The organism is Pseudomonas sp. ASL4 (assembly GCF_056680395.1).
In genome coordinates this window covers 3216172-3229949 of record NZ_CM155280.1, presented here as the reverse complement: position 1 = coordinate 3229949, position 13778 = coordinate 3216172, and the positions used below count along the sequence as shown (strand labels likewise).

The following is a 13778-nucleotide window of genomic DNA, read 5'->3' as shown; positions in this document are numbered from 1 at the left end:
CTACCCGATTCACTGCACCGGCAAGAAATTCAAAAACAACAGACTCTGCGCATAATTCAAACCGATGCGCCGATAACGCTCGTCCAGCAGCTGGGTCAGCAGGTCCAGGCGCGCGACGATCTTGCCGAATTCCACGGCGAAACTCAGGTTGCTGCCCTCCTCCGAGATTTCGTTGGAGAACAGCAACGGTTCGCCATGCTTGTTTTGCCGTTGGCTCAGGATCCACGTGGCTTTCTCGATGTTGCGCGCGGCGTTGCTGACGAAGACCGGGTTGATCGCGTCGGTCATGTAGAACTCCAGCCGATTGCCGTGGGCGGTGACCAGCATGCTGCCGATGGCATAGATGAAAGCGCCGACCCGGTCACCCAGAAACTCCGGGCTCATCGCGTAGCTCAACGCCGCCAGGTCTTTTTTGCCGCCCAGGGTCGGCAATGGCTCTTGCTGTTCGATGGCCATGCGCACCTGTTTTTCAGCCGTGCGGGCATCGAGGAAGCCGGATTTCTTCAGCTCTTCGGGGTTACGCAGATAGAGTTTGCTCATCAGCAGATAGAGGCTTTGCAGGTTGTCGTGCATCGACAACGTGGCCATGCGATCAACGCTGGTCTGGAGAAATTCCTGTGGTTTGCCTTCACGGAACTGGTTGATGACATCACTGCCCTGCTGCTGGCTGCAACCGCTGGCGAGGAGCATCGACAGACACGCCAACAGGCGAATTCGGGTTTTCAGGTGGGGTAAGACTCGAACCATGGGTGATTGGGCTGACACATTCCTGCGCGGCGGAAGTCGCCGCAGCCTGGCCATGGATAGAGCCGGTTAATTCAGAAAAGTGCAGTGTCGACGGCATCCGGGCGATCTATGGTCATGAGCACCAACAGTTTAGTCAGACTTTACAATTGAAATAGTTGCCTTATCAGCTATAAATCCAGATCAACACATCCTTTAGTATGACTAGTGAGCCATTCCTCACAACTGACTGTCAGATTTGAATACCCACTGAAAACAACAAAAAGGAAGCTCAGCCATGCTTCAACCCCGCTTTCTGCTTTCCGCCCTTGGACTGTCCCTAATGATCGCCACTCTACCCACCTACGCCACCGGCCTGTCCAGCGAGCACAAAGCTTTCGGCAAGACCAATGACGGCACACCCGTCGAGCAATACATCTTGCGCAACAGCCATGGTCTGCAAGCCACGGTCATTACCTACGGCGCCACGTTGCAATCGCTGAAAGTGCCGGACAGAAACGGCAAGGCCGAAGACATCGTCCTGGGTTTCGATAACGTCCAGGGTTATCAGGCTGGCACCGCGTATTTCGGCGCGACCATTGGCCGCTATGGCAATCGCCTGGCCAATGGTGCTTTTGAACTGGACGGCCAACACTATCAAGTGCCGAAAAATGACGGCCAGAACTCCTTGCACGGAGGCACTCAAGGTTTCGACAAACACGTCTGGAAGGCTGAGCCGAGCAAAACCGATGATTCGGTGGGCGTCACCCTGACGTACCTGTCGAAGGACGGTGAAATGGGCTTTCCCGGCAACATGAAAACCGAGGTGACTTACAGCCTCACCGAGAAGAACGAACTGCGCATTGAGTACAAGGCCAGCACCGACAAACCCACCGTGCTGAACCTGACCAACCACAGTTATTTCAACCTGGCCGGCGCGGGCAATGGCGATGTGCTCAAACAACTCGTCACGTTGCACGCCGACCATTACACCCCGGTCAACGACAAACTGATCCCCACCGGCGAACTGCTGGCGGTCAGCGGCACGCCCATGGACTTCACTCAACCGACGGCCATCGGCAAAAATATCAAGGCTGATCATCCGCAGTTGAAGTTTGCCGAGCCAAAACAAGGTGGTTTTGATTTCAACTGGGCTCTGGATGCCGAGGGTGACGTAGGTCAACTCGCTGCCGATGTCCTCGACCCGGCCTCCGGCCGCCGCTTGCAGCTCTACACCACCGAGCCGGGCGTGCAGTTCTACACCAGCAACTTCCTCGACGGCACGGTCAAGGGCAAGGCTGGCAAGGTTTATCCGCATTGGGGCGCGTTCACCCTGGAGACCCAGCATTATCCAGACTCGCCGAATCAGTCGAATTTCCCGAGTACGCGGTTGGATCCGGGCAAGACGTATACCCAGAGCACACTGTTAAAATTCTCCACCAAATAACCCCCGGTTGACGCAATCCCAGTAGGAGCTGATCTTGCTCGCGAAGAGGCCGTGTCAGTCGGCATCACTGTTGAATGATCAACCGCATTCGCGAGCAAGCCCGCTCCCACAGTTGTTCGGTGGTGAACCGGGCATTCATGAACAACCACTATCCCCTGCTCGAGATAGCGGAGTGTCTGGCGACATAGATCCATCAAAGAACTGCGTCCTGCCTGCTGGAGCACGACGGAACCCATGGGCTAATCTGCTGCCCACTGAAGTATCCATCGCGTTTCCAAAAAGGAGGTTTTTCATGCGGACCCTTGAACTGGCTGGCGTCAACGTACCGGTCATCGGCCAGGGCACTTGGCGCATGGGCGAGGATCGCTCGGCGCACCGTAATGAAGTCGCGGCCCTACGCCAGGGCATCGAACTGGGCATGACCCTGATCGACAGCGCCGAAATGTACGCCGAGGGCGGTGCTGAAGAAGTGGTCGGTGAAGCCATCGCAGGTCTTCGTGACAAGGTCTTTCTGGTCAGCAAGGTCTACCCGCACAACGCCAGCCGCAAAGGCATTCCCCAGGCCTGTGAGCGCAGCCTGCGGCGCTTGAACACCGATTACATCGATTTGTACCTGCTGCACTGGCGCGGCCAATACCCACTGGAGGAAACCGTCGAAGCCTTCGAACGCCTGCGCGAAGACGGCAGGATCGGTCGCTGGGGCGTGTCCAATTTCGACCTCGACGACTTGCACGAACTGGCCTCACCGGCCTGCGCCACCAATCAGGTGCTGTACAACTTGGAAGAGCGCGGCATCGAATTCGACCTGTTGCCCTGGAGCCAGGCACACAATCTGCCGACAATGGCCTACTGTCCGATCGGCCAGGGTGGGCATATGCTGGTGAACTCGACGCTCAAACAGGTGGCCGCCCGTCACGGGGTAACACCGGCCCAGGTAGCGCTGGCATGGATACTGCGTCAGGACAGTGTCATTGCGATTCCTAAAGCGGTCCGACCCGAGCACGTGACGCTCAATGCGCAAGCGGCGCAGTTGAAGCTGGAAGCTGCGGATCTGGAGGCGCTGGACCAAGCGTTTCGCGCGCCACAACGTAAGCAGCGGTTGGCCATGGTCTGAGCCATCGCGACCTGTAGAGGGCTTCGGAATGAGAAGCACCGATCAGCTCGACTCGTTCAATCTGCCACGCTTTGTCCAGGCACAGGACCCGGTGTTCGAGTGGGTTCAGGAGGAGCTACGCGCCGGCCAGAAACGCCGGCACTGGATGTGGTTCATCTTTCCGCAGATTGCCGGGCTCGGCGGCAGCGAAATGTCCCGCCATTTCGCCATTGGTTCCGCCGAAGAAGCGGCGGCCTACCTCAAGCATCCACTGTTGGGCGCACGGTTGCGCACCTGCACCCAGTTAGTGCTGAACCTGAAAAAACGCTCGATTGCCGAGATTTTCGGCCATCCCGATGATCTCAAGTTTCACTCCTCCATGACCCTGTTCGCCCAAGTTGCCCCCGACGGCAGCCTGTTCCATCGGGCGCTGGATCAATTTTTCCATGGTATACAGGATGACTGGACGCTGTCGCTGCTGGACCTAAAACAGGCCCAACTGCCCACCAATCAGCGTTGAGAAGTCGTCATCGACGAACGGCAGGATCGCGTCGGCCACCGGTTGCAGTTGCCGGGTGACGTAGTGGTCGTAGTCAATTGGCGCACTGCGGATCTCCAGCGGCTCCGGCCCGGCGACGCTGATCACGTAGCTGATCCAGCCGCCATTCTGGTATTGCTTCGGGCGGCCCTGCTGTTCGTTATAGGCGTCGGCCATCCGCGCCGCCCGCACATGGGGCGGCACGTTGCGCTCATATTCGTCGAGGGTGCGGCGCAGTCGCTTGCGATAGACCAGGCGGTCGTCGAACTCACCGGCGAGGGTCTTGCGCACGTAGTCGCGCACATAGTCCTGATACGGCTGGCGATGGAAGATCCGCGAGTACAGCTCCTGCTGAAATTGCCGGGCCAGCAGCGACCAGTCGGTGCGTACGGTTTCCAGGCCCTTGTAGATCATTTCGTCAGTGCCGTCAGCGCGGGTGACCAACCCGGCGTAACGCTTCTTGCTGCCCTCCTCGGCCCCGCGAATGGTCGGCATCAGGAAGCGTTTGTAGTGGGTTTCAAACTGCAATTCCAGCGCACTTTCCAGACCATATTGCTGCTGCACATGCTCACGCCACCACTGATTGACGTGATCCACCAAAGCGCGGCCAATCTGCGCCGCTTCTTCCTGACCGTGGGCGCGGCGTAGCCAGACGAAGGTCGAGTCGGTGTCGCCATAAATCACCGCGTGGCCCTGGGCTTCGATCAACTGCCGGGTGCGCAGCATGATTTCATGGCCACGCAGGGTGATGGATGAGGCCAGCCGCGTGTCGAAGAACCGGCAACCGCTGGAACCGAGCACGCCGTAAAAAGCGTTCATGATGATTTTCAGGGCCTGGGACAGCGGCGCGTTGTGTTCACGCTTGGCGGTTTCGCGACCTTCGGCGACCCGCGCGACGATGGCCGGCAAGCAATGCCGGGTTCGGGAAAAACGCGCACCGCGAAAGCCGGGCACCGACTCACTATCGTCAGGGTGCTTGAGGCCCTCGATCAGCCCTACCGGGTCGATCAGGAAGGTACGGATGATCGACGGATAAAGGCTTTTGTAGTCGAGCACCAGCACTGACTCGTACAACCCCGGTTGCGAGTCCATCACAAAACCGCCGGGGCTGGCCTGGGGTGGTTTGCCGCCGAGGTTCGGCGCGACGAAGCCCTGACGGTGCATCAGCGGCATATACAGGTGCGTGAACGCCGCCACCGAACCGCCGCTGCGATCCGCCGGCAAACCGGTGACGCTGGCCCGTTCCAGCAGGAAGGTCAGCAACTCGGTTTTGGCGAAGATCCGCGTGACCAGTTCGCAATCCTTGAGGTTGTAGGTGGCCAGCGCCGGTTTGTCTTCGGCGAACATGCGGTTGATTTCGTCCATGCGCTGGTACGGCGTGCTGATCGCCTTGCCTTCGCCGAGCAGGGTTTGTGCGACGTTTTCCAGGCTGAACGAGGGGAAGCTCCAGGTCGCCGAACGCAGGGATTCGATGCCGTCGATGATCAAGCGCCCGGCCGCCGAGGCGAAGTAATGATTGCGGCTGCCGTGCTCGCGCCACTGCATTTCTTCGCCGCCACGCCCCAGTTTCAGCGGCACCGCAAGGCGCCGGGCGTGCTCGTGGAGGACACGCAGGTCGAACTGCACGACGTTCCAGCCGATGATCGCGTCGGGATCGTATCGGGCGAACCATTCGTTGAGTTTTTTCAGTAGCAGGGTTCGGGAGTCGCAGTATTCGAGCTGGAAATCCACCGCGCGGGCGTCACCGTTGGGTGGGCCGAGCATGTACACCTGACGCTCGCCGCAGCCTTCCAGCGCGATGGAATAGAGTTCGCCCTGGGCGGTGGTTTCGATGTCGAGGGACACCAGTCGCAGATTCGGCCGGTAACCGGGGGCCGGTTTCATTTGCGCGTCGAGCAGCAGGCCTTCGGCGTTGGGTGTGCCACCGAACTGCACGGGCGCGGTGATGAAACGCTCCATCATGTAGCGTTCCGGCGGGCGCACGTCGGCTTCGAACATCTCGACCCCGACCTTGCGCAGCGCGGTTTCCAGCCGCATCAACTGGCCGTGCTGCTGGCAATACAGGCCGAGCACCGGACGATGCTCGAAATCCAGCAGGGCCAAGGGCCGCAGTTCGACGTTCTTTTCCCCGCGCAACACGGTTTCGGCCTGCTCGCGCTGCTCCGCCGGGATGAAGGCCACCGACGGTTGATGAGGCAGGCGGATGCGCCGGGGACCGGCATCGGTCGCCAGCCAGAACTCGACTTCGGTGCCGGCCGGGGTATCGCGCCAATGCCGGGTCAGGACGAAGCCCTGCTGTAAATCCACCACTGCAACCTCGAATCTGATTCAGGGCGCAATTCTACGCGTCATTGCCGGGGATAGCGCTCTCGGCGAGGTGGATGCGATTCCTGTGGGAGCGGGCTTGCTCGCGAAGGCGGCGTGTCAGTCGACGATGATGGTGGCTGACACGCCGCTTTCGCGAGCAAGCCCGCTCCCACAGTTTTCGCTTCATGTCACAGGTCAGCGAACTTCCCGCGCATCATCGCCATGTATTCAAATTCCGATGTTTCCCGCCGTGCTTTCACCAGTGGCTCGATGTCCTGGGTTGCCACATAGCGCAACCGGTCAGTCCCGTCACTGGCTGCATCAACGATCACCTGCGCCACGTCCTCGGAGGTGGCCAGGCGTTCGCCGCGCAACCCTTCGAATACCTTCATCGCCGCCCCGACAAAATTGTCGTAAGCCCTCGGCGCGTTCAATTGCGCAGCCTCAGCTGCCGAGCGCGAACCAAACTCAGTGCTGACCACCCCGCCCGGCTCGACGATTTTCACGGTGATGTTCTGCGACGCCAGTTCATAGGACAGCGACTCGGAAAACCCTTCCAGCGCAAATTTGCTGGCGGTGTAGGCCGAAATCATCGGCAACCCAAACACCCCGGCACCGGAACTGACATTGATGATCACCCCGGCCTGGCGCTGACGAAAATGCGGCAGGATCGCCCGGGTCACGTCCATCACGCCGAAGACGTTGACGTCGAACTGCTCGCGAATCTTCTCCCGGGACGTCCCTTCGAACACACCGAACAGGCCGAAACCCGCGTTGTTGACCAATACATCGATTGCACCGAAGCGCTCGATCCCCGCCGCAATGGCGGTGCTGATACTGCCGGCGTCCTGGACGTCGAGACGGGTCACCAGCACGTTTTCAAGGGTGGCCAGTGCTGCGCCGGCAGCGGGGTTGCGCATGGTAGCCACGACGTTCCAGCCAAGGGCTGCGAACAGTTGTGCGGCGGATTGGCCGAAGCCGGTGGAGGCGCCGGTGATGAGGACGGTCTGGGTCATGTGAAATTCCCGATTAAAAATGAGATCCCCTTGTGGGAGCGGGCTTGCTCGCGAAGAGGCCGTGTCAGTCGACATCAATGTTGAATGTCAGTCCGCTTTCGCGAGCAAGCCCGCTCCCACAAGAGATTTGCGGTGGGTCAGATACCAAGGTAGGCCCCAGCCGTCCTTCAAACAATCGGGCTAATATGGGATGAACTGATGCAGGAAACAGCACAATGCAGAAGATGGGTTTATTGGAGCTCAACGCCGTGGTCGCCGTTTCAACCCACCGCAGTTTCCGCCGCGCGGCGGATGAACTGGGTATGTCGCCCTCGGCCATGAGCCACGCCATTGCTGCGCTGGAGCAGCGCATGGGCGTGCGTCTGTTCAATCGCACCACCCGTAGCGTCTCGTTATCGGAGGCCGGCGAGCAGTTCCTGGCCCGGGTGCGGCCGGCGCTGCACGAGATCTCGGCGGCGATGGAGGCCGTGAACCAGTTTCGCGACACACCGAGCGGCACCCTGCGGATCAACGCCACTGAAGGCGCGGTGCAGATGCTCATGACCCCGGTGGTGGTGGAATTCCTCAAACGTTACCCGGACATGCGCCTGGACATCGTCACCGACACCGCGTTGGTGGACATTGTCGCCGACGGGTTCGACGCCGGTATCCGCCTGTCCGACAGCGTCCCCCTGGACATGATTGCCGTGCCCTGTAGCCCGCCGCTGAAGTTTGCGGTGGTCGGGTCGCCCGACTATTTCGCCCGCCATCCCAAACCCCGTTCACCGACGGATCTGGCTGGGCACAGCTGCATTCGCACGCGGTTTGCCAGCGGCACGCTATACCGTTGGGAATTCGAAAAACGTGGCCAACGCCAGATCATCGACGTCAACGGCCCGCTCACCCTCGACAGCCATCAACTGATCGTCGACGCCGCGCTTCAAGGTGTAGGGCTGGCCTGTACCAACGAACATTCGATTGCCGGGCATCTGGCCGCCGGTCGGTTGATTCGGGTGCTGCAAGACTGGTTGCCGCCCTACCCCGGCCTCTGTCTCTATTACCCGGCCAACCGACATGTTCCCGCCGGTTTACGCGCGTTTATCGAGCTGGTTCGCGAGGTTTTCGGAAGAAAAACCGCCAAATGACGTTTTTTGCGTGTTATCTGCCGCTTTGCGCCTTGCCCTGCGCGCTTGGGTCTACGATTCTTCAAGAACAACGACAACACCTGAGAAGCCGCCATGAAAACCGTCGCCCAACTGCTCAAGTTGAAAGATCAGAAGAATCAGGAAGTGCACCAGATCAAACCCGACCACATGGTGCTCGAAGCACTGATGAAGATGGCCGAGAAAAACGTCGGTGCCTTGCTGGTGGTGGAGAACGACGAAGTGCTGGGCATCATCAGTGAGCGCGACTACGCGCGCAAACTGGTGCTGCACGGCCGCTCTTCGGTGGGCACCCCGGTACGCGACATCATGGCGTCCCCGGTGATCACCGTCGACACCCACCAAACCGTCGATACCTGCCTGGGTATCATGTCCGACAGACGCCTGCGCCACCTGCCTGTGGTGGAGAACGGCAAGTTGCTGGGCTTGCTGTCCATCGGTGACCTGGTCAAGGAAGCGATTGCCGAACAGGCGGAATTGATTCGTCAGTTGGAGCAGTACATTCGCGGGGAGTGATCGGGCGCGATCTCACTAAACCGCAAATCCCTTGTGGGAGCGGGCTTGCTCGCGAATGCGTTGTGTCAGCCACCATCATCGTCGACTGATGCACCGAATTCGCGAGCAAGCCCGCTCCCACATTTGATTTTCGGTGGTCTCAAGGACAATCAGGGCAGTTGATCGGCGGTGCGGTTCAGGTCGGCCAATGCCGGGCAAAGACCGGCGCCAAGGTCGGATGCCGATCAATCCGCGTCAGCCAGGCGTAAAAACCCGGTCTGGCACTGCGTAAATGCTCCCGGCTCCCGGCCCAGCGCGTCACCACTGCTGCCAGCACATCCAGCGCTCCCGGGGTCTCGGCGCCCAGGTACAGCTCACCGGAAAACTGATCGGCAAACACCTCCCAACTCCAATGCAATCGCGCACGAGCGCCGGCCATGAGGTTTTCCCTGGACGATTCGTCAGCCTCGGCCAACCAGCGTTCGGGGTAGTCGATGAGGCCTATGGCCTGATAGCAATTGCAGATGATGTAGACCAGGCCGCGAATGGCCTGATCCCGCTCTGCCGGGTTGTCCGGCAGCAGGCCCGACGAGGGAAAAGTCAGCCCCAAGTGAATGAGGATCGCCGCGCTCTCGGTCAGAGCACTGCCGTCAGGCAGCTCCAGTGTCGGGATCTGCTTCATCGGGTTGAGCTTTTCCAGCGCATGGGCCGCCTCTGCGGAACCGGCGACATCGATAAACCGATAAGGGATCGCGCAGAGTTCGAGGGCCGCTTCTATCGCCGCCGCGCCGGAGTTCTGTTGTCCGTAAAGCTGATACATGTCGCGCCCTCCCGGCGAACAAACAATCAGTGAGTAGACGATGGGGCACGGAGCAGGTTCGCTGCCATTTGGCCGAATGATGCAGGTAAGATGCGCGCTCCCGGGGCGCACTGCTGACGTCCCGCTGCACACCTCAAGGATCGAACATGCGCCAACCGGATGGCAAACCTGCCTCAATGCCTCGCGTCTATTGGTTTGTACTGGCCTGCCTGGCCCTGAGCGGCTGCTCGCCAAGCGAACGGTCGTCATCGGCCAGTCTAGCCGGTGAACAGGGACGTGGCGGCGCGATGCTCGCTTATGAGCACCAATTGCAACTGTTGCTGCCCCAAGCGCAAATCGCGCCGCGCTTACAGGCCACCCGCGAGGCCTGCGAAACCGCACGTTTCGGTGCCTGTAACGTGTTGCGCATCGAGCAAGGTGCCGGCCGCGCCGAAATCACCTTGCGCATCGCCCCCGCTGGCGTCGAACCGTTGGTGGCGATGGCTGCCGAGGGCGGCGAAATGGGCCAGCGAGTCACTTCTGCCGAAGACCTCGCCGATGCGGTGGATGACACCCGCCGCCGCCAGGAACGGCTCAAGGCTCAGCAGCAACGCCTGGACGAACTGGCCAGTCGCCGGGACATCAGCGTCACCGACCTGATCGCCCTGAGCAAAGAGCAGGCCGGCATCGAAAACGACCTGCAAGCCCTGGCCCAGGTCGCCGCTGGTCAGCAGCGCCGACTGGACACCAATCGGGTCACGCTGTCATTCCAGCCGACCGGCGCCAGCAGTCGCTCGTCGCACCTGAGCCGGGCGTTCAGCAATCTGCTGGACAACCTCGCCGATGGCGCCGTCGATGCGCTGGAGAAAGGCAGTTACGCGCTGCCGTTCCTGATCCTGGCCTTCCCGCTGTTTATGTTGTGGGTTTGGCTGTGGCGCAAGTTTGTGCGTCGTCGCCCGTGAGTCAATAGCAAAGGTCCGATACAAACCCTGTGGGAGCGGGCCACTCAGCCATGCATCGCAACCATCATTGCCGTCAATGAATGGTTTTAACGCAGCAATCAACGAAAAGCCCGGCCTTATCAGCCGGGTTTTTTATGCCTGTGGCAACCCGACATTCATGCGGTGCCTGGGCATTGGTTAAAGATCAACTCCCCTTCGCCATACACCGCTGATAACGCTCATCAACCCGCTTGGCAAACCATGCCGTGGTGAGTTTGCGGGTGATCTTCGGGCTGTGCAGTTCGATCCCCGGCAACATCGCACGCGGCAACGCCCGGCCTTCGGCCTTCTCGGCCAGGGCGAAGACTTTCCGGTAGAGCGCCGTGTCTTCAAATTCCAGGGTTTGGCCCTTATTTAACTGATCGCGAATCGTCGGATTGCGCATGCCCAGTTGCTTGCCGAGGGTGCGCACCGCCAGTTCCGTGGTGCCGGGCATGATCGAATCGTAGCGGATCACGTCACCGTCCAGCGCCAGCGGGATGCCGGACGCGCGACTGAGCGCATTTTGGAATGCCGCATTACGGCTGGCGTACCAACCGGCATTGAAATCGGCAAAGCGATACAGCGGCTGCTTGTAGCTCACCGGGTAGCCGAGCAAATGGGCAATGCCGAAGTACATGCCGCCGCGACGGCTGAACACCTCATGGCGAATCGAGCCCGTCACCGGATAGGGATAATGGCGTGTCTCCTGCTCGGCGAATTCGACGCTGACCTGCATCGGCCCGGCGGTGTGCACCGGGTTGAACCCACTGAACAAGGTCCGGCCCATGGGCACCATGCTGATGAAGTCATCGAAGATTGCGCTGAGTTCTTTTTCGCTGCGGGCGGCATTGAGTCGGTCGCTGTAGCTTTTGCCGCTCGGTGAACGGACTTGCAACGCAGCGCTGACCAGCAAACTGGGGATGTGCACCTTGGCGGCGCGGCGATCGATCTCGTCCCGGGCGATCTTGCCCAGGCCCGGCACGGTTGGGTCTACCTGGAAGGTCGATTCCTGCTCGGTGACGGCCAGGACCGCGCAAAGGTTTTGCGTGGTCGGTGAAATGTCCTGGGCGACAAACGCTGCGTAGATGTCCGTCGCCCACCCTTCGCGGTCGGCGGTCTTGGCCGGCAACAGGCGCACGATCTGCGCCTTGACCTCGGCAGGTTTGCGGGGCGGCGTTTCCTGGGTGCGCTGAGTACCGCAACCGGCCAGGACCAGCAAGGCAGCGAGGCTCGTGATCAATCGGTGGGCGTGCATGGTGCTCCATCAAATCCGTTTAGCCGGGTTAACCATACGATCAATGGCATGGCGCAGGCTATGACTGTGGTCACGTCCGACTGTTCCCCCGAAGTATTTGGCCTGCACACATCCTGTGGGAGCGGGCTTGCTCGCGAAGAGGGAGTGTCAGTCGACATTGATATTGGCTGACACACCGCCTTCGCGAGCAAGCCCGCTCCCACAAGGGTTTTGTATTCACCCAGCCTGATCGCCCTGTCTGAACCATACTTGCCCAACACACCCCTCGGAGAATGGCCCCATGAACCGAAGCGACGTGTTGATCATCGGCGCCGGCCCGACTGGCCTGGTGCTGGCGCTGTGGCTGAGCAAGCTCGGCATCCGCGTGCGCATCATCGACAAGACCCTCGCCCCCGGCACCACCTCGCGCGCCCTGGCCGTCCAGGCCCGGACCCTTGAGTTGTATCGTCAACTCGACCTCAGCGACACCATCGTGCAAAACGGCCATCGGGTGGCGGCGGCGAATTTCTGGGTCAAGGGCGAAGCCGTGGCGCGCCTGCCGTTGACCCGCATCGGCGAGGGCCTGACGCCCTACGCGTTCATGGAAATTTTTCCCCAGGACGAACACGAGCAACTGCTGATCGAACGCCTTGAAACCTTCGGCATCACCGTGGAGCGCAATACCGAACTGGAAAACTTCAAGGAAACCAGCGACGGCATCAGCGCGCAGTTGCGCCTGCCCGATGGCCGACAGGAAACCTGCGAGGCCTGCTACATCGCGGGTTGCGACGGCGCCCGGTCGATTGTGCGCAAGACTCTGGACAGCGGATTCCCCGGCGGCACCTACCAGCAGATTTTCTACGTCGCCGACGTGCAGGCCAGCGGCCCGGCGTTCAACGGTGAACTGCACGTGGACCTCGATGAAGCGGACTTTCTCGCAGTGTTCCCGTTGGCCAGCGAAGGTCATGCCCGGCTGATCGGCACTGTGCGCGATGAGCGCGCCGAGCATGCCGAAACCCTGAAATTCGAAGACGTCAGCAGCCACGCCATCGAGCATCTGAAAGTGCAGGTCGAACAGGTGAATTGGTTCTCGACCTACCGGGTGCATCATCGGGTGGCGGAATTCTTTCGCAGCGGCCGGGCGTTTCTACTCGGCGACGCCGCCCACGTCCACAGCCCCGCCGGTGGCCAGGGCATGAACACCGGGATTGGCGACGCGATCAACCTGGCCTGGAAAATCGCCGCAGTCCTGAGCGGCGGCGCCACCTCCAAATTACTCGATAGCTACGAAACCGAACGCATCGCCTTCGCCCGGCGCCTGGTGTCCACCACCGACCGGGTGTTCAGCTTCGTCACCGCCGAGGGCAAAGTCGCCGACCTGCTGCGCACGCGCCTGGCGCCATTTCTGATCCCGAAAATGGCTTCGTTCGCGGCAACGCGCGAATTCCTGTTTCGCACGGTGTCGCAGATCACCCTCAACTATCGCGGCATGCCGCTGAGCGAAGGCGTGACCGGGCAGGTCCACGGCGGTGACCGCTTGCCCTGGGCGCACGATGGCGAAGGCGATAACTACGAACCGCTGAAAAACCCGACCTGGCAGGTGCATGTGTACGGCGATACCAGCGACGAAATGATCGCCTGGTGTATCGAGCATCATTTGCCGCTGCACGTGTTCGACTGGCGGCCAGCGTTTGAAACAGCGGGGTTGGCGCGCAACGGTTTTTATCTGTTGCGGCCGGATACGTACGTGGCGATTGCCGATAACAGCGCGGACCCGAAAGTGATCGAGCGGTATTTCCGGGATCATGGGATACGGTTGTTTTTTGGGTCCCACTGACCCAACACATCTCAAATGTGGGAGTGAGCCTGCTCGCGATAACGACAGCATATCCAACATCAATGTGACTGATCCGCCGCAATCCCGAGCAGGCTCGCTCCCACAGGTGGCTGCGTCGTTCACAGGAGTTGCGTCCAACATCAAACAACTGTGGGAGTTTGCGG

General features: G+C 60.5%; 12 protein-coding genes. 7 read left to right on the top strand and 5 right to left on the bottom strand.

Annotated elements, in window-relative coordinates; genetic code table 11:
* Positions 1–9: 9 nt before the first annotated feature.
* Entirely contained in the window at positions 10–747 is a 738-nt protein-coding gene (locus AC1MEW_RS14455; RefSeq protein WP_201204774.1) for a hypothetical protein, read from the bottom strand.
* 274 nt (positions 748–1021) lie between these two features.
* On the opposite strand from AC1MEW_RS14455, the gene AC1MEW_RS14450 reads away from it, so the two are divergent.
* From AC1MEW_RS14450 to AC1MEW_RS14440, 3 genes are all read left to right on the top strand, one after another.
* The gene (locus AC1MEW_RS14450; protein ID WP_480426714.1) at positions 1022–2170 is read left to right on the top strand and encodes an aldose epimerase family protein; all 1149 of its coding nucleotides are present in this window, start codon (positions 1022–1024) and stop codon (positions 2168–2170) included.
* 292 nt (positions 2171–2462) lie between these two features.
* Positions 2463–3284, top strand: a complete 822-nt coding sequence (locus AC1MEW_RS14445) for an aldo/keto reductase (protein ID WP_201204776.1) — start codon at positions 2463–2465, stop codon at positions 3282–3284.
* A gap of 28 nt (positions 3285–3312) precedes the next feature.
* A complete protein-coding gene (locus tag AC1MEW_RS14440) occupies positions 3313–3783 on the top strand; it encodes a DUF1810 domain-containing protein (RefSeq protein ID WP_201204777.1) in 471 nt (156 codons plus the stop codon).
* On the opposite strand, the gene AC1MEW_RS14435 is transcribed toward AC1MEW_RS14440, so the two are convergent.
* Both AC1MEW_RS14435 and AC1MEW_RS14430 read right to left on the bottom strand, forming a co-directional pair.
* On the bottom strand, positions 3748–6108 hold the full coding sequence (locus AC1MEW_RS14435) for a DNA polymerase II (RefSeq protein WP_480426712.1): 2361 nt from the start codon (positions 6106–6108) through the stop codon (positions 3748–3750). The two genes, AC1MEW_RS14440 and AC1MEW_RS14435, sit on opposite strands and share 36 nt — an antisense overlap.
* Positions 6109–6296: 188 nt before the next feature.
* Positions 6297–7124 carry an SDR family oxidoreductase gene (locus tag AC1MEW_RS14430; protein WP_480426711.1) on the bottom strand — a complete coding sequence of 276 codons (828 nt, stop codon included), beginning with the start codon at positions 7122–7124 and terminating at the stop codon, positions 6297–6299.
* A gap of 215 nt (positions 7125–7339) precedes the next feature.
* Between AC1MEW_RS14430 and AC1MEW_RS14425 the strand changes: the two genes are divergently transcribed.
* Positions 7340–8248: a LysR family transcriptional regulator gene (locus tag AC1MEW_RS14425; protein WP_201256197.1), complete on the top strand. Its 909-nt coding sequence runs from the start codon at positions 7340–7342 to the stop codon at positions 8246–8248.
* Positions 8249–8341: 93 nt separating this feature from the next.
* Positions 8342–8782, top strand: a complete 441-nt coding sequence (locus tag AC1MEW_RS14420; protein ID WP_201204781.1) for a CBS domain-containing protein — start codon at positions 8342–8344, stop codon at positions 8780–8782.
* Between the two features lie 175 nt (positions 8783–8957).
* On the opposite strand, the gene AC1MEW_RS14415 is transcribed toward AC1MEW_RS14420, so the two are convergent.
* Positions 8958–9581 (bottom strand): glutathione S-transferase N-terminal domain-containing protein, encoded by a 624-nt coding sequence (locus AC1MEW_RS14415; protein WP_480426709.1) that lies wholly within the window; start codon positions 9579–9581, stop codon positions 8958–8960.
* A 146-nt stretch (positions 9582–9727) separates the two neighbouring features.
* Here AC1MEW_RS14415 and AC1MEW_RS14410 point away from each other — a divergent pair, with 146 nt between their 5' ends.
* Positions 9728–10522 (top strand): DUF4349 domain-containing protein, encoded by a 795-nt coding sequence (locus AC1MEW_RS14410; protein WP_201256195.1) that lies wholly within the window; start codon positions 9728–9730, stop codon positions 10520–10522.
* Between the two features lie 184 nt (positions 10523–10706).
* Here AC1MEW_RS14410 and AC1MEW_RS14405 read toward each other — a convergent pair whose 3' ends face one another.
* Positions 10707–11798 (bottom strand): DUF1615 domain-containing protein, encoded by a 1092-nt coding sequence (locus AC1MEW_RS14405; protein ID WP_322269126.1) that lies wholly within the window; start codon positions 11796–11798, stop codon positions 10707–10709.
* A 280-nt stretch (positions 11799–12078) separates the two neighbouring features.
* Here AC1MEW_RS14405 and AC1MEW_RS14400 point away from each other — a divergent pair, with 280 nt between their 5' ends.
* Positions 12079–13614 carry an FAD-dependent oxidoreductase gene (locus AC1MEW_RS14400; protein WP_201256193.1) on the top strand — a complete coding sequence of 512 codons (1536 nt, stop codon included), beginning with the start codon at positions 12079–12081 and terminating at the stop codon, positions 13612–13614.
* Positions 13615–13778 lie beyond the last annotated feature (164 nt).